Below are 15,688 nucleotides of genomic sequence, written 5' to 3'. Positions count from 1 at the left end.
ATTCTGTTCTCCTTAAATATTAATATTCACTAGTATGCCAAGTATCTTTAAATCCTTTAGCTAATGACTGAAGGAAATAATAACATTTCTTGTTAAGTCCATGAACACCACTATGTTGAACCGCTTTCAATGTTTTGTTTACATTATATTTATCTTTACGACTATAGTATTTAACAAACATATTTGCTAAATGTTTAGTTGCTCTTCTTGTTGGTTTTAATGTTGATTTATCTGCTCTAACTGCATTTTCGTTAAAAAAATCGGCATAATCAGTATGCTGATCTTTAACCATGTTTTCTAAAATATTATAAATAGTATTCATTTTCTTAGAAGCATCGTGAGATGAAGTGCCTAATGTTACACTATCAAGATCATCACTCATTAAAGTATTACTAGGCCCTAAAAGACATGAATATGATATATTATTATTATCAGTTGTCATATAACTATTAAATTGCTTAAATAATTGCAACTTTAATCGGCGCTGATTTAATTTCTTGTTTAGATGCCTTCTTTTAACATGTTTTCTTACTTTTTTATTTCCTTGTATTATAACTATATGCTTAGCATTAGCGTTTTGATTAGTAATTACATAACCACCTAATGTGCCAAATGCTAATAAAACTAATGTTAAATATTTTAAATATGATTTATTCAATTTAATCTCCTTTTTAATCAGCTATATTATCATAAATTCTTGCATTCCATGTATCTTTTACAGCTTTAGTTAACTCATTGTAGTACTTATAAAGATTCTTATTAGCATTATGAGTATTACTATGTTCAACGTCCTTTAATTTACTATTAAGATTCTTTTTATACTTACTTTTTACGTTATTAATAAAAATATTGTTTAATAATCTAATATATTTTTTCGCAATAGGTAATGAATTAGCCCAACCGCCTGTATATAAACAAAAAGCATCATCATTAGCCTCTTTATGATTAGTATATGAAATACGTTCCATATCAGTTTGATTTAATAAATATTCATAAACACCATCGATGCCATCCGGATAATCATCATCTGCAACTGTATTAGTTAAGCCACTTGAATCTAAATCACCGTTACCATCATCGTCATCCAGATAAGCAATCATTTTTTTAGAAATTTCTTTTTTAGATAGTCTTTTACTATAAAAATGTCTTTTTGCACGATGTCTTCTAGCATGTTTATGTACTTTCCTAGTAACTCGAACGTGACGCTTAGCACTAGCATTTTGTGCAGTAATAGTACTACCACCTAAAACACCTAATGCTAATAGCGTCGCAACTGCATACTTATATTTATTTTGCATTGTAAATCAATCTCCTTTTCATATATTTTTGACAATTATTATTATATTCTTTCTAAAAACGCTGTTGTAGATGGACTTTTAATTTACAAAAAAATCAGCATTCCTAAATTAATGGGGATGTTGATCTATTTTTTATTTTTTTAGTGCCACTTGTTATTAATAGCATTTCCTAATGTTCTCATGTATGTAGAGACATTTGCATTAATATTTGTAGTATCACTATTTTTAATTTGATTATATTCATTGTTTAATTGAGAATTAGTATGAGAATTAAAACGACCTTTAAACAAATTGTTTAAGCTTGTAAATAATTCTTCATTAGTTGACATTTGTCCATCTTCTACGGTAGCTCCACCACTACTATCAAGGCTATTAGCTTGTTCTATTAAATCATCACTAATATCTTGTCGTGAATTAGTATTAGCACTTAAATTCGCTACTGGACCGCCTGAATCTGCAATCAATACCATATGGTTATAAGCATTTACATCCTGTTCAGCAGTATTATACTTTGGATTATGAGAACGATGACGTCTACGAGCTACCCTACGAGTATTATGCTTACGACTGACATGTCTTCTAGCACGACGTTTATGAGAATGACGATGAGCCTTTCTGCTTACACGGACATGGCGTTTAGCACTGGCATTAGTTGGAGTTGCTAAAGCCCCACCAAGTAGACCCAATGCTAATAATGCAGCAGCTGAATACTTCAATGTATTTTTAATCATATAATTAATCCCCTTTTTTAAATATATATTTTCAACAGTTTTAATTATATGATGATTAAAAACACGATTGTAGATGGACTTTTGTTTTACATAAAAATAGATATTCTTGTTTTAATGGGGATGTCTTATCCTTAATATTCAAATTAATTCAAAATTTTAATATGTAAATGCTGGATTACATGATAAAATAGTAAATTGTGTCACAAATCTATTTTAGGAGTTTTCCATTTGAAAAAAATTAGTGTAAAGTCATCATTATTCATTACCCCATTAGCAATTTTGTTATTAGGAGGTTCATTAAATACATATTCTGCAAAAGCTGACGATGTTAGCTGGTCTCAACAGGTTCAAAATAATCAACAAGATCAACAAAATAAGGATTTCATAGCTAAATATAGTGATAAGGATTTAGAAAATTTAGCCAGTGATTCAGAGAAACAATTATATGATTATCTAAATTTAGCAATTGATTATTTTAATAATACATTTCAGCCAAAAGTACAAAATAGAATAAAAAGAAATAATGATAAATTATCATATTTTAAGAATTTTAATGTAAATGAAACAAATAAAAACAATCTATTAGAATTATTAAATAGAACCAAGGAATCTAAGCTTGAGATATCATATACTTATTCTTATGATCAAGCAGTAAGTTATATCAATTCCTATATTTCAGGAGATAATGATGGTAAAAATTTAAAATCTTCTATACAAGAAATTCAAAATGATGAGGCAGAAATATTTGGAAAAGTAGATTTTTATGATTTTACATCAATGGATACTAACACATATAAAAATTATTCAATTAAAGCTTTGAACGAATCTAAAAATTACAATGAAAAATCAAATCAACTAACAAATAACGATAAAATATCAAATAATGTTATTAATGATATAAATAATGCCTATTCAGATATAGATTTTATTGAGAATTCTGATATTACAAAAATGATTGAATATGGTCTTGACGGTCCAAGCAACAAGATAGAAATTGAGGAATTAAATCAATCGCAAATTAAGATTAACAACTATGATAAAGAATTAAATAATGTATCAAATACGTTGAAAAATATAACTTCAAAATCACAATCGCAAAATAATTTAGATAAATCATCTAGTAATAATTATGTATACATTCCTATTAACAATAATAATACTGCCCAAATTAATGATATTAACAATAAAATCCAAAATTTACAAACTAGTTTAGACAATCAAAAGAAAATTTCAGATAGTGAAATTCAAAATCTTCAAAATCAAATATCTAAATTGAAAAAAGAATTAACAAGCAAGGCTGATAAATCAAAGAAACACACTAAGAAAATTAATTGGAAATTATTGGATTCCAAGAGGAAAGCTTTCAACAAAATTAACAGACAACTTAAGAGAAAACATATCAGCAAAAGAAGACATCATAAATTAATCAATCAAAGAAAAAGATTAATTAAAGAAATTAAAAAACTTAAATAACAAATAAAACTCCAATCAAATTTAATGATTGGAGTTTTATTATCATCTTATAAATGCCCATATATCGCATTTTCACACTAATTTTAAAATTTAATTTCAAAAAATCTACCTAAACACTTGTTTTAATTCCAAATAGGTGTATATTATACACAATCAAATGAATATCAATCAGCTGATTAAACATCATTTGATAATTAAATTAGGAGATGGTTCCAACGCAATCAAATTATGCGATTAAAAATGCAACAAGTTTTGTTTATGTAAATGGTGAACCACTCCTAATGAATTACTAATTAGTTGTGGAGCACCTTACAAAGGGGCGATTGCTATGACTGACGTATACAAGAACAATGCTTTGAAACTGAAAGTATTAAGGGTAGCACTTAATCAAGAAAACGCTGTATTATTAGAAGCAAGTGAAAGAGCCAAGAACGCTGTAGCTAGTAAAGTAGCAAGCGCTGTAATGGTTCTTCGCGGAGGCCGTCCAACAGCGACTGTCTCCATTGGGGTGAAATCAAGGCCTAGCCTTTAGATCAATATATCTCCCCATTCTATGAAATAATAATACCAACTGAGCTACTTTCTCAAATTAACGATTGAATTTTCTTTAATAATATAATATAGTCCTGAAGGAGAGCATTCACATTGTGTGGATGCTCTTTTTTGTGGTTAAAATTAGAATTTAATTTTCATTTTCATTACTTATATTATTTTTATATTATTTCCTAAATAGCACTCAAGTTAAGAAAAACAATTGAATATTATATCCAGTTGTTATATATTGAAGTTGGTATTTAATAAATGTTATTGCATGGTTGTGATAACCACAAAAAAGAGCCAGTGTCCCGCAAAAACACTGACTCTTTATTTATTTAATGCTTATTTTTATGTTCAAAGTAGTAAACTACTAAAGGACAAAAAATTAAGTTGAAAGCATTAACAAATAAGGTATTTAATAAATTAAGCATGGTTGCTCACCACCTTATCGAGCTTAAATAAGCACGACAAAATAATTATATCATCTCAAATGAAATAAGGGAGCAAATTTAAGGTATACCCCCCTATTTTTAGAATATATTTTTCATTTCATCAACTCAATCAACTTTTCCCTGCCCCACAACTTCACTTCCAGCTGCTTGGCTAACGTAATCGCCTTCTGATCAAAATCACGATTCACAAGTAAAATTGCTGAGTCGACTTGGTAAGCATTCCCACCAACAAATGTCTGACGGACCGCCTTCATGCCGACCGTTCGTTTCACATAGTGCTTACACTGAAATCCATATACTTTACCATCACGTTCGGCAATTACATCCAAGCCATTGTCGTGGATCTTCGAAGTTTGTCTAACGTTTTCAAATCCGTTCTTCTTCAAAATTTTAGCAACGTAATCCTCAAATTGGTAGCCGTCCAATCGATCCATTTTTTCAATTTCACGCCGTAAACGTTGCTTACGCCATTCTTGAAAAATTCTTTTTAAAAAATTCATCTCTGAAAAGCACTGTCCTCATCGCATTTATGAAATTAATACTTAAAAAATTGATTTAAAACCCTTGCAATAATTTTTAACCGGTGTATATTGTACACAATCAAATGATTATAAATCAATTAAATTTAATTAAATTTATTCTCATTTGAAAATTTTTAAGGGAGTGATTCCAACGCAATTAGTGTTAAGTAACAACTCAAGCGAAGTTCAGATTAGTAGCATCAATTTAAATTACCCATTACGTAAACCACTCCTAGTGATCAACTAGTTGTGGCTGCGTTCCAATCAAAGGAGCGATTAAAATGACTAGTAAGGAAATGAAAGCATTAGTAAACGTAGTAACGAACATGGCTGCTCAAAAGAAGACCCGGGACAAACAAGTAGCACCGAACGTTGAAATGGTAGGTGTGAAAGTTAAAGATTTATCCAATCGTAAATATCACGGTGGCGTTCAATTATTAGATGTTACCGTTGAGAACATGGCTGAACCAAGGCCAAGGATTCGTCCCGAACGACCAAGGTTATTTCGAAATCGGGTCAAGAGCAGGCCACGATTATCAAAATAATTTTTAAAATTTTTTTAAAACATATGTTGACATTTTAAAAATTTGAGATATACTATAAATAATCAATTAGAAATTGATTACAAATAAATTAGAATTATAAAAACATAAAACAATCATAAGAAAAAACAAATTAATTCATCAGCCTAGAGAGCATCGGTTAGGTGAAACGATGTATGAGAATTAACAAGTTATCATTCTTTAGTTTTAGGAACTGAACCAAGTAAGTCTCCACGGTAGCAGCCGTTATCTTGCCAACGTATCGCATTTGCCGTACGCAGAGGCTAAAACGATTTTCGTTTTAGTAAATTAAGGTGGTAACACGTTTTTTAGACGTCCTTTCATATTCACTTCATGTGGATTGTTAGGACGTCTTTTTTGATACATAGACATAGCTTCATCACATAGGATCATTTTTAATCACATATTTTTTCACATAATCTTCACATAGTTTCATCACATATCACATATTTTCATCAATATCATTTTAAGGAGGTGGTTAAATTGAAATCAGTGATTAGTAGTTCCGATGATAAAGGTCAGATTCAGATTTTAGTTGTAGATAGGAAATTAAATTCCGCCGATTTCAATGGCGGCTAGTAAAATATAAGGAGATCATTAAAATGTCAGAAAATACACAAGTAGAAAACTTAACCAAAACAGAAGCTAGAGTTGCTAAAGATTTATACAATGCTTACAAGACTTTGAAACCACTACCAATGAGTGATTATGAACCACTGGTTACCAATGATGACTCTGCGTATCGCGTTCAAAAGAAATTAATGGAATTAAAGAATCAACCACTGGGTGGCTACAAAGTTAGTTTAACTAGCAAACAAACCCAACACATGTTCGATTCAGACGAACCATTATATGGTGCTCAAGTGAAATCTCACTTCGTCAAAAGCCCTGTTCATTTAACATCCGGGAAACAATTAATGAGTCCACTGGCTGAAGTCGAATTAGAATTCCGCGCCAAAGAAGACTTATCCCCTGAAGATTCATTGGACGACTTAATGAAGAAGACCACCGTTGCTCCCGGGGTCGAAGTACCAGACTCTAGATTCTACGATTGGTTCCCTGGTTTATCTAAATACTTAGTCATGTCAGACGCGGCCGTTGGTGGCTATGTCGTCTACGGTGACGAACAAGATACCAATACATATTCATACGATGATCTAGCCAAGGTCCATTGCAAGATGTACCACAACGGTAAAATGGTGGCACAAGGGACTTCATCAGAAGTGCTCGGCAATCCGATGAAATCACTGCAATGGCTGGTTAAGAAGCTGCATACGCAAGGGATGCAAATGAAGGCTGGTCAAATGGTATCATCCGGAACCTTCTTACTGCCCCCTCACTTAACCAAAGGTGATTGGAAGGTCACATTCGATAGTGGCATGCACGACCTGCACCTTTCCGTTAAATAATTAATTCACATTTTTATTCCAAATTTCCCCAAAATTTCTAAATAGTTTACAAAATAAAACCACCGTTGCGCAGAGCTGGATAAGCTGTGTGGGACGGTGGTTTTGTTGTGTATTATAAAAATCATTAATCTAATTAACTTTAATACTACCCAAATAATTTAAATTTAAATTATTTTTATTTTCATTATTATTAAATGAAATGTTAGAAGTATATTCGTCATTTTTAACCCAGACGTTTATAAAATCACCACTACAATCCAGGGTTATATCTCCACTATTATTCTTTAATATAGTATTCCAATTTGAATAATAATCCATATCTTTAGAAGGAGCGTGTCCTAAAATAATTAACTTAGGATTTAATTTATTTAAAATATCATATGGTATATGACCGCTTTTCCTTCCGTGATGGGGAGCTAATAATACGTCTATACTTGGCCAATCTACATCATCATTTATTTTTTTAAGAAAATCTGTTTCAATATCTCCCATAAACATAATATTAGCATTATCTTTTACAGAATATTTTATAATAGGAGAAATATCATTTGGACTAGCATAATCATTATTATTAATTTCATTAAATTTTTCTTTAAAATAATAATTATTTACATCAGGCCATAGTATGTTTATACCAGCACTGCCTATTTTATTTGTAGACATGTTCATCCATCTTCTAGTAGCGTTTTTATGTATATAAAAAGTCCTGCTAGAATTTCTTAATTTTTTATATTCTTTAAAATCATCAGTAATGTCTTCCTTGTTAACATCATTTTTAACACAATAAAAATTAATTATATCTAATTTATTATTTATATCCTTCAATCCATGAAAATGATCTTCATCAGGATGAGTAGATATAAATCTAAATATTTGTTTTTTGCTTTCTTTTTCTTCTAATTCATCTAATATCTTATTCCTATCAAAATAATCATCAGGTAAATTACAGTCTATAATAGAAAAATTATCTGAATTATGGTAAATATAAGACATATCACCGTCACCAGAATCAAAAAATTTAACAATACTAATTATCATCCATCTCCTTATTATAATAATTTGAAATTAAAACATTTTTAGCAAATTTATATCCAGTAGAATGAGAAGCGTATAAAGTCATTACCCATAATATTACAAAAAACATTTGAACCCAACCATTATAAAAAACAAAATGAATTAATAAAAAAATAAATGGATAAAATATCATAAATAAGAATGAAATAACATTCATATCACGCATTAATAAATAATTTTTATTAGAATAAAAAATCAAATCATCATTTTTTACATTTTTATAAAATGAATAAAATTTATTATTCTGAGTAATATTACCATCTTCATTTATTTCATTCCATGTGTCTTTATAAAATAATTGTAATTTTTCAATTGATATTCTAAAATCCTTATATTTTTTTGAATATAATTTATTAAAAATAGTATTACCTGGTAATCTTGAATTACCTAAAAAAACTAAAAGATTTTTAATATTAGTAGATATAACGCTATCTAATATAATAAAGTATACATAAATTATCCCCATACCACCAATTAAAGGGGCTAAATTTATTAATGATCTATAATTGTTTATATATAAAATTGAATCAATTCTTGTAGAAAATGTAAAAATAACTAATAAATTTGCTATTATAAAATATTGGATTTCTTTTTGTTTATAATCTTTAAGATTATTATGCATAGATTGTTACATTCCTTAATATCTTAACAAAACATTTCTTGTAGATAAGCTTTTTTTAATTGTTTGAATTGATATAACTTATAATTTTCATAATTAATAAAGCGATCTACTTTGTATAACAATTCACCTATTTTATTTTGTTCATTAATTTCTGGAATATTTATAATAACATTATTAATATCATGTGAATTAATAGATTGAAATGTTGAACCAGAACTAATTTTATTCCAGAAGCCATTATTTCTTAATAAATTTAATAAATAATATAAAAATAAATTTCCAGGTTTTATAGATGCAACTCCTCTTCCTATCACCACTTTATTATATTGATTAATTGCAACTTCTCCAACAGGTGCTCTAACTGTTAAAATTATTTCATCATAATAAGATTCTTTAGTTACTTCCTTTGTGAATATTCTAGGATTAATTTTACCATTGAAAATATCAGCATTACCTTGAATTAATATTTCATATTTATTGTCTGTAGTATAATTTTTGGAATGTGGAGATTGCCCCATCGTTATTTTATATAAATTGGAAATTTTATTTATTTTCCAATTATCAGTAAAATCAAATCTTAACCTAGGAACATTTTCACCTTTTTGTGGAAATATTTTTTGCAAATATCCACGTTTTAATTTTTTTAATTGTTCGATCTTTTTATTTTGTAACTCAATTAATTGATCTAATTTAGCAAAGAAAGAACCAATTTTTTGTTGTTCATTTAATGATGGAATATTTATTTCTTGATTATTTATTATATTTGAATTTAAATTAACTTGACTACCTGACTGACCGTACTTTGTCCAAAATGGCTTAAACATCTTTAGCCATTGGAACATAAAAGCTATATTAAATTCAGGATCTTTAAAAATAACAAAACCATCATGAATTCCCGTTTTTACATAATTAATTGCCGGTTCTCCAACCGTTGCGGCAATGCTTAAAATCAAATGAGGAGTTTTTATTACTCTAGTTTTTTCTTCTCCTAGTTTAGAAATTTTTTGTTTAATATAATGTATTCTTCCATTTTGGCTTGTTACATCGCTAATTCTTAACCAACCAACATTTGAATTCTTACTAAACCACTTAGGATCTTTTATAGGTCTTGGAGATGCTCCACGAACTATTTTAGAAATATCTTTTATTCTATTTTCTTCCCATCCACCACTAAATTCTTTAAATCTTAACCTAGGAATCAATTTATTATTCATTAAATCACTCTTTAATTTCATATTTTTAATAATTAAAGTACAATTTTCTTGTATGCTAAAAACATATAATCCTTTTAAAAAGAAGGTGTAGTAATGACAAAAGAGAATCGTCATTTTCCATCTAATCCTCATAAGAGAGGTCCAAAAACGGTTATAGTTCACCCATCCCATAAACAACCTGGATACAAGCGAACTACGCCAAGACACAAATAAGAAATGATAAAGATCAAGGTAAATTAATTACCTTGGTCTTTATTTTTATCTGTCCAAATCAAATCAGCTTCCATTGACTTTAATTCTTTTTTAGTTTTAGTAATTTTTTGATCAATATCTTTAATATTATTTTTAACTTCATCAATATTAATATCCGGTTCAGGTACAAATGTATCAACGTATCGAGGAATATTTAAATTGTAATCATTTTCTTTAATTTCATCCATACTAGTAACATGAGCATACCGTTTAACATTTTTTCGTTGCTTATAAGTCTGGACAATTTTATCAATATTATCGGCAGTTAAAAGATTTTGATTTTTACCCTTTTTATAATCCCTGGATGCATCAATAAAGAGAACATTTCGATTCTTACGATTCCTCTTCAATACCATAATTAAAGTTGGAATACTTGTTGAATAAAATAACTTCGGTGGCAATCCAATCACTGCATCAATTTGATTTTTATCTAACAATGCTTTTCGAATTTTAGCTTCTTTAGCTCCACGGAATAGTACCCCATGTGGTAGCACGATTGCCATCGTTCCTTGATTATTTAAATGGTATAAACCATGTAATAAAAAAGCATAATCAGCCTTCGTTTTTGGTGCGATTGCATATTCACTAAAACGAGGATCCTTAATGCGTTTACTATTATTATCCCAATGAGCAGAATACGGCGGATTTTCGACAACTGCGTCAACGGAACGAGGATGATCAACGCCATTTTGATCACGACCATCAGGCCAATCAATGCTTAATGTATCACCATTTCTTAAGTCCATATTCTTATAGTTAACATTATGCATCATTAAATTCATTCGAGCTAAATTATAAGTAGTGGTATTTAATTCCTGACCATAAAAATGGACTTTCCCTTTTTGATCACCATTAGGAACATTACTTTGGACCGTTAATAGTAACGATCCTGAACCCATTGCGGGATCATAGACGGTAAAAGTATCATCATTTTGTTTTAAATTTAACGTCACAATTTTTGCTAATACTTCTGAAACTTGATGCGGGGTATAAAATTCGCCCGCTTTTTTTCCTGAATTAGAAGCAAAGTTAGCAATTAAATATTCATAAACATCTCCTAAGATATCATGACCATTTTTATCATTATAATTAAATTGATCAACTAAACTGACAATTTTACTTAGGGCCTTAGCACGTTCATTAGTACTATTACCAAGTTGATTATCCCCTAAATGAATATCAGAGAAAACATTTCGAAAATCTTTCTTAAATTCATGGTTTAAATTAGCATTTTCATTAAAATGTGAAAACATATTTTGAAAATCTTCAGGAACAATGGTTCCGTTATTGACTTTGTCGACAATGGTTGTCCAGGTATCTTCTGGCTTAATTGCATAACCACAATCTGTTGAGATGGCTTTTAAATAATCATCCACACCATCCCTTTTAGCAGCTTCAGTATACGCATCATTAATCGTTTGATCAGGTTTAATTTCAAAGAAGCCTTGATCCTTTAAAAAATGTTCTTGGTGGGTAGAAAGGTAACGATAAAACATGAACCCTAAGATATAACTTTGAAAATCAACTGGGTTCATATTACTTCTTAATTGATTAGCCATATCCCATAGTTGTGTCGTAATATCTTTTGCTCTATTTTCTGACATAAAATTACTCCTAAATGTGTTTCTTAATCTTATCAGCTAAATGCTTTAATGCATCAATGAAACGATTATGATATTTAATTGGACTTAATTTCTTAACATCTGAATCACTAGCATTTTGATGATCAATTTGACCGTGCTTAACAATATCCTCTAGTTTATTTGAGCTACCTAAATCCTTATCATTACCAAGCTGATGTTGCTCAATTAACTTACTAAGATCGTTTTTATCCTGACTATTTTGGACACCCCATTGATGGATAAATGATTTAATTTGATTCATTTTCCAGCTCTGAATATGATGTTTTATAAGGTGATCAACTTGATTAGGTTTTAGTGGATATTTAATTTCATTCGTTAAATCATCATTCAATAATTTCTTAATTTGATCAGCATATTTATAATCCTTTGTTTCCATCGATTCTAAGTATTTATAAATAATATCCTTTAAATGAGATAATTCTTTAGCTTGTAAATCTTTATCATGAACATGATTAAAGTATTCTGCAATTAATTGATGAAGATAATCATAATTAACTGTTACTTCCTTAACATGTTCCATTTTTAAATTAAGATCAATCGGTTCAACATGATGCTGTTTAGCAACATCAGACTTTAAATGATCAGCAATTGGACCAGTCAATCGAGCTTCATTATCTTCATTTAAACCAATTTCATGCATTACTTTATTAGTGCCTCTATCCTTGAATTCATCGTATTGCTTCATTTGGGACATTAAATGATTATAAGTGTTTAATTCCTTAAATGCTTGTTCTTGTTTTGCTTCACTCTTAGGTTCACCCTTAAAATTATCAGTTAATTCAGATAGATCACCAACAACTAACTTCATATGATTTTTAACTTCATTAAATGGTTTAGCTAAAACATTATTAGAAATTTTTTTAGCTTTGGCATGAATTTTAGCAGATGCCGGATTAGAATAAATTGCCAATGCATGCTTCATCAATTTTTCACTATAACTAGGCCAACGATAATTTACAATATGACCATAAGGTTTATACTGCATATTTTGAATTCGATTGGTTCTTGAATATGCTTGAATTAAATTAGCGCCCTGCAAAGTACGGTCGACATATAACGTATTTAAATATGGAGCATCAAATCCAGTTAATAGCTGATTAATAACAATGACTAAATCTAAATATCTTCCATCAGAAGCAGTCCGATTTAAACGACTAACGACATCACTAAAGTATTCACTAATTTGCGTATCATCAAAATGGGTATGGAATCGTTTATTATAATCAGGCAAAATTTCATCTGAAATTGCCTTGTTAGTTTCCAACTGGGCATCATTATTAGTTGTATTTTGGCTAAATGTAACCGCAATTTGAAGTGGACGATCCATATCTTTCATCTGTTGTTTAAATTCATTGTAATACATCATTGCCATAGGTGTAGAAGCCTTTCCACCACCAACATGGGTAGTAAAAAGTGCATTATATTTACCGTTGACCGAACGATTATCCCAATATTTTAATACATCATGAACAACACTTTTAACGTGAGCTGGATTCATATCATAAACACTTGATTTGATATTATCATCCATATCGTCATGACTTAATTTATCTTCTTTATCAGGAATTGTCGTCTGAAAATCAACTTTGAATCCTAAAACATTATGATCAGCAATCGCATCGCTAATTACATACTGATGAAGACAAGGCCCGAAAACATCTTCTGTTGTTAATCCCTTATCAGGATTAAAGTTAGGTGTTCCAGTATAGCCAACCCACGCAGAATGTTTAAAAGCATTTTTAATATGAGCAAGCATATCACCACTAGTTGATCGATGAGCCTCATCAACAATGAAGACAATGTTCTTTTGATCCATTGAAAAACGGTTATGATAAATTAAACGATACATTTTTTGAGTTGAAGTGACAATAATATCATTTTTCTTTTTTGAGCGTAATTTACGTTTTAAATCATAAGTATTATTAGTACTATCAACAATGCCACCCTTATTATTATCACTGGTATTAGGATCATATGCACGGTATTCATCGAATGTCTGATCAGTTAAAGCAACGCGATCAACTAAAAAGACGACCTTATCAACATTGGGTAATCTAGAAGCTAAGAATGCCGTTTTGAATGAACTAATGGTTTTTCCTGATCCAGTTGTATGCCATATGTATCCTACTTTTTTATTACTATCAGTAGTATCGCTAAAATCATGGTACTCTAGTTTATTAATAATTTTTTCAGTTGCGTAGACTTGATAATAACGCATTACTTTAATCGATTGATGATTAGGCGTATTATCCAAAATCATAAAATTAGTTGCCATTTTATGGGCCATTGGGATGGATAAAAAATGATCTGTAAATTCTCGCCAATCCATAATCGGATTCTTATGACCATTTAACTTCCATTGAAAAGCAAAGTCAGTATTAAAGTCATCGGAATTGGTATTAGCCATGTAACGGACATCATGGGGAGTCATCGCAACTAAAATTTGAACAGTAGAAAAAATGCCCGAATATTGGTCCTCATATTCATATTGATGCATTTGATTTAAGGCTTCTTTAGCACTATGACCATCTGCTTTTTCTTCAATCTGAATTATTGGTAGGCCATTAATTAATAGGGTTGTATCAAAACGACGGTCATGCTTACCGGTTAATACATGTTGACGTTGAATTTGGTTAACAACTTGATAAACTGTATTTCCAGCACCAATTTGATCTTGAACAAAAATGGTTAGAAAAACATGTTTACCATCATCACGATCAATATCAATTTGTGATTTACCACCAACACCATACAAAAAGACTCCAGCATCATATGGAGTTTTAGTCTGCACTAATAATTGTTTCTTAACTTGATTAAATTCATCATTACTAAGTGGTTGATCTAATTTATCCTGATTAAGTTGATAAACGATTTTTCTGAAGTTATTCCATAAACCATCAGTGGTTTTAATATCTAATTTTTTCCATTGCTTAGTACCACCAACATGGGTTAAGTATTCTTTTAAATGATTTTCAAAAAGTATTTCCTTTTTGTATTTTGCCAAGTTTTAATTCATCCTTAATATAATTTATTTATTTAGTTTAAATGAAATATATTTATCATTAACAGTATTAAAAATTATATCAACCATAAATGGAAAAGATTTTAAATTTCTATTTTTATATAATAACTTAATTTTTTTAATAAAGCCATATAAATCATCCTTATAAAAATTAATTAAGTAGCATCCCAATGGATTAATATAATATTTTGGAGATTTCTTATCGACCTTACTACGTGAAATTAATCCAGTTCTAAATAAGCTACTAAGTTCAAATTCTGCATATGTGTCGATTAAGGGTTGTCTAGATTTATTACTACTTCTCTTATTCCTTAAATTGTTCGGCAAACCTAAATAAAATGGACATAATTTCTTTAAATCTTTACGACTAAATTTCTCATCAACATGATGATTGGCCATCACATATAATACAACATATGATAATTGAATTTCTTTAGGTAGTCCATGTTCATTTAAATTGAATTTATTTAACTTAATCATAGTTTATTTCCTCCTTTTTCATCATACTTATCAACTAACTTTTTAAGATCATTCATTATTTTTTTGTATCGTTCCTGTTCATTACTGGGTAAAGAAAGGCATTTATCCATACCAATACTATATTTATGAAAATCATTTTTTAATTCTTTTAGCAATAAATCACTAGGCATAATATTTTTATGATTGGTAACCGAATATGTAGCTCGGGATACCCGTGATAATAGGCTGCGTTGGGTCATCATATTAACACAACCACGAATAGAATCTGATGAATGAGTTGGAAAATGATTCACAATATCCATGAGCTTAACACCTGTACCTTTAATATCAGAATCACTAATAAAATTATATATTTGATCATTAAGAGTTGAATCTTTCATAATTAAGTCCTCACTTT

15 protein-coding genes are annotated in these 15,688 nt (G+C 29.5%); 4 read left to right on the top strand and 11 right to left on the bottom strand.

Features of this window, described 5'->3' with window-relative positions:
• Positions 1-19: 19 nt before the first annotated feature.
• The 3 genes from WR164_RS00960 to WR164_RS00950 all read right to left on the bottom strand — a co-directional run bounded on the left by WR164_RS00960 (position 20) and on the right by WR164_RS00950 (position 2,029).
• Positions 20-658 carry a hypothetical protein gene (locus tag WR164_RS00960; protein WP_286135672.1) on the bottom strand — a complete coding sequence of 213 codons (639 nt, stop codon included), beginning with the start codon at positions 656-658 and terminating at the stop codon, positions 20-22.
• Positions 659-671: 13 nt separating this feature from the next.
• Entirely contained in the window at positions 672-1,298 is a 627-nt protein-coding gene (locus tag WR164_RS00955; RefSeq protein ID WP_286135671.1) for a hypothetical protein, read from the bottom strand.
• Positions 1,299-1,438: 140 nt separating this feature from the next.
• Entirely contained in the window at positions 1,439-2,029 is a 591-nt protein-coding gene (locus tag WR164_RS00950) for a hypothetical protein (RefSeq protein ID WP_286135670.1), read from the bottom strand.
• A gap of 228 nt (positions 2,030-2,257) precedes the next feature.
• Here WR164_RS00950 and WR164_RS00945 point away from each other — a divergent pair, with 228 nt between their 5' ends.
• Positions 2,258-3,502 carry a hypothetical protein gene (locus tag WR164_RS00945; protein WP_286135669.1) on the top strand — a complete coding sequence of 415 codons (1,245 nt, stop codon included), beginning with the start codon at positions 2,258-2,260 and terminating at the stop codon, positions 3,500-3,502.
• 328 nt (positions 3,503-3,830) lie between these two features.
• The gene (locus WR164_RS00940; protein ID WP_286135668.1) at positions 3,831-4,034 is read left to right on the top strand and encodes a hypothetical protein; all 204 of its coding nucleotides are present in this window, start codon (positions 3,831-3,833) and stop codon (positions 4,032-4,034) included.
• A gap of 549 nt (positions 4,035-4,583) precedes the next feature.
• On the opposite strand, the gene WR164_RS00935 is transcribed toward WR164_RS00940, so the two are convergent.
• Entirely contained in the window at positions 4,584-4,991 is a 408-nt protein-coding gene (locus WR164_RS00935) for a restriction endonuclease (protein WP_286135667.1), read from the bottom strand.
• 302 nt (positions 4,992-5,293) lie between these two features.
• On the opposite strand from WR164_RS00935, the gene WR164_RS00930 reads away from it, so the two are divergent.
• Both WR164_RS00930 and WR164_RS00925 read left to right on the top strand, forming a co-directional pair.
• On the top strand, positions 5,294-5,557 hold the full coding sequence (locus WR164_RS00930) for a hypothetical protein (RefSeq protein WP_286135666.1): 264 nt from the start codon (positions 5,294-5,296) through the stop codon (positions 5,555-5,557).
• Between the two features lie 620 nt (positions 5,558-6,177).
• Complete coding sequence (locus WR164_RS00925; protein ID WP_286135665.1) at positions 6,178-6,984, top strand: 2-keto-4-pentenoate hydratase; 807 nt, start codon at positions 6,178-6,180, stop codon at positions 6,982-6,984.
• 129 nt (positions 6,985-7,113) lie between these two features.
• Here the strand turns inward: WR164_RS00925 and WR164_RS00920 are convergent, their stop codons facing one another.
• The 7 genes from WR164_RS00920 to WR164_RS00890 all read right to left on the bottom strand — a co-directional run bounded on the left by WR164_RS00920 (position 7,114) and on the right by WR164_RS00890 (position 15,671).
• Positions 7,114-8,022: a ComEC/Rec2 family competence protein gene (locus WR164_RS00920; RefSeq protein WP_286135664.1), complete on the bottom strand. Its 909-nt coding sequence runs from the start codon at positions 8,020-8,022 to the stop codon at positions 7,114-7,116.
• Entirely contained in the window at positions 8,012-8,680 is a 669-nt protein-coding gene (locus WR164_RS00915) for a hypothetical protein (protein WP_286135663.1), read from the bottom strand. Before WR164_RS00915 ends, WR164_RS00920 begins: the two co-directional genes overlap by 11 nt.
• A gap of 23 nt (positions 8,681-8,703) precedes the next feature.
• On the bottom strand, positions 8,704-9,894 hold the full coding sequence (locus tag WR164_RS00910) for a restriction endonuclease subunit S (protein ID WP_286135662.1): 1,191 nt from the start codon (positions 9,892-9,894) through the stop codon (positions 8,704-8,706).
• A gap of 236 nt (positions 9,895-10,130) precedes the next feature.
• A complete protein-coding gene (locus tag WR164_RS00905) occupies positions 10,131-11,750 on the bottom strand; it encodes a type I restriction-modification system subunit M (protein WP_286135661.1) in 1,620 nt (539 codons plus the stop codon).
• 10 nt (positions 11,751-11,760) lie between these two features.
• Positions 11,761-14,793: a type I restriction endonuclease subunit R gene (locus tag WR164_RS00900; RefSeq protein ID WP_286135660.1), complete on the bottom strand. Its 3,033-nt coding sequence runs from the start codon at positions 14,791-14,793 to the stop codon at positions 11,761-11,763.
• A gap of 24 nt (positions 14,794-14,817) precedes the next feature.
• Entirely contained in the window at positions 14,818-15,291 is a 474-nt protein-coding gene (locus WR164_RS00895) for a hypothetical protein (protein WP_286135659.1), read from the bottom strand.
• Positions 15,288-15,671 carry a hypothetical protein gene (locus tag WR164_RS00890; RefSeq protein ID WP_286135658.1) on the bottom strand — a complete coding sequence of 128 codons (384 nt, stop codon included), beginning with the start codon at positions 15,669-15,671 and terminating at the stop codon, positions 15,288-15,290. The genes WR164_RS00895 and WR164_RS00890 overlap by 4 nt, the downstream gene beginning before the upstream one ends.
• Positions 15,672-15,688 lie beyond the last annotated feature (17 nt).

Origin of the sequence: Philodulcilactobacillus myokonensis (assembly GCF_027923585.1) — a bacterium.
Taxonomy (GTDB): Bacteria; Bacillota; Bacilli; order Lactobacillales; family Lactobacillaceae; genus Philodulcilactobacillus; species Philodulcilactobacillus myokonensis.
The sequence above is the reverse complement of the archived record's forward strand: the minus strand, read 5'-3'. Positions and strand labels throughout refer to the sequence as shown.

Bases quoted from the DNA above. Each gene is read 5' to 3' on its own strand.
- WR164_RS00955 (WP_286135671.1), bottom strand. From the start codon at position 1,298: ATGCAAAATAAATATAAGTATGCAGTTGCGACGCTATTAGCATTAGGT.
- WR164_RS00950 (WP_286135670.1), bottom strand. From the start codon at position 2,029: ATGATTAAAAATACATTGAAGTATTCAGCTGCTGCATTATTAGCATTG.
- WR164_RS00940 (WP_286135668.1), top strand. From the start codon at position 3,831: ATGACTGACGTATACAAGAACAATGCTTTGAAACTGAAAGTATTAAGG.
- WR164_RS00935 (WP_286135667.1), bottom strand. From the start codon at position 4,991: ATGAATTTTTTAAAAAGAATTTTTCAAGAATGGCGTAAGCAACGTTTA.
- WR164_RS00930 (WP_286135666.1), top strand. From the start codon at position 5,294: ATGACTAGTAAGGAAATGAAAGCATTAGTAAACGTAGTAACGAACATG.
- WR164_RS00925 (WP_286135665.1), top strand. From the start codon at position 6,178: ATGTCAGAAAATACACAAGTAGAAAACTTAACCAAAACAGAAGCTAGA.
- WR164_RS00920 (WP_286135664.1), bottom strand. From the start codon at position 8,022: ATGATAATTAGTATTGTTAAATTTTTTGATTCTGGTGACGGTGATATG.
- WR164_RS00915 (WP_286135663.1), bottom strand. From the start codon at position 8,680: ATGCATAATAATCTTAAAGATTATAAACAAAAAGAAATCCAATATTTT.
- WR164_RS00910 (WP_286135662.1), bottom strand. From the start codon at position 9,894: ATGAATAATAAATTGATTCCTAGGTTAAGATTTAAAGAATTTAGTGGT.
- WR164_RS00905 (WP_286135661.1), bottom strand. From the start codon at position 11,750: ATGTCAGAAAATAGAGCAAAAGATATTACGACACAACTATGGGATATG.
- WR164_RS00895 (WP_286135659.1), bottom strand. From the start codon at position 15,291: ATGATTAAGTTAAATAAATTCAATTTAAATGAACATGGACTACCTAAA.
- WR164_RS00890 (WP_286135658.1), bottom strand. From the start codon at position 15,671: ATGAAAGATTCAACTCTTAATGATCAAATATATAATTTTATTAGTGAT.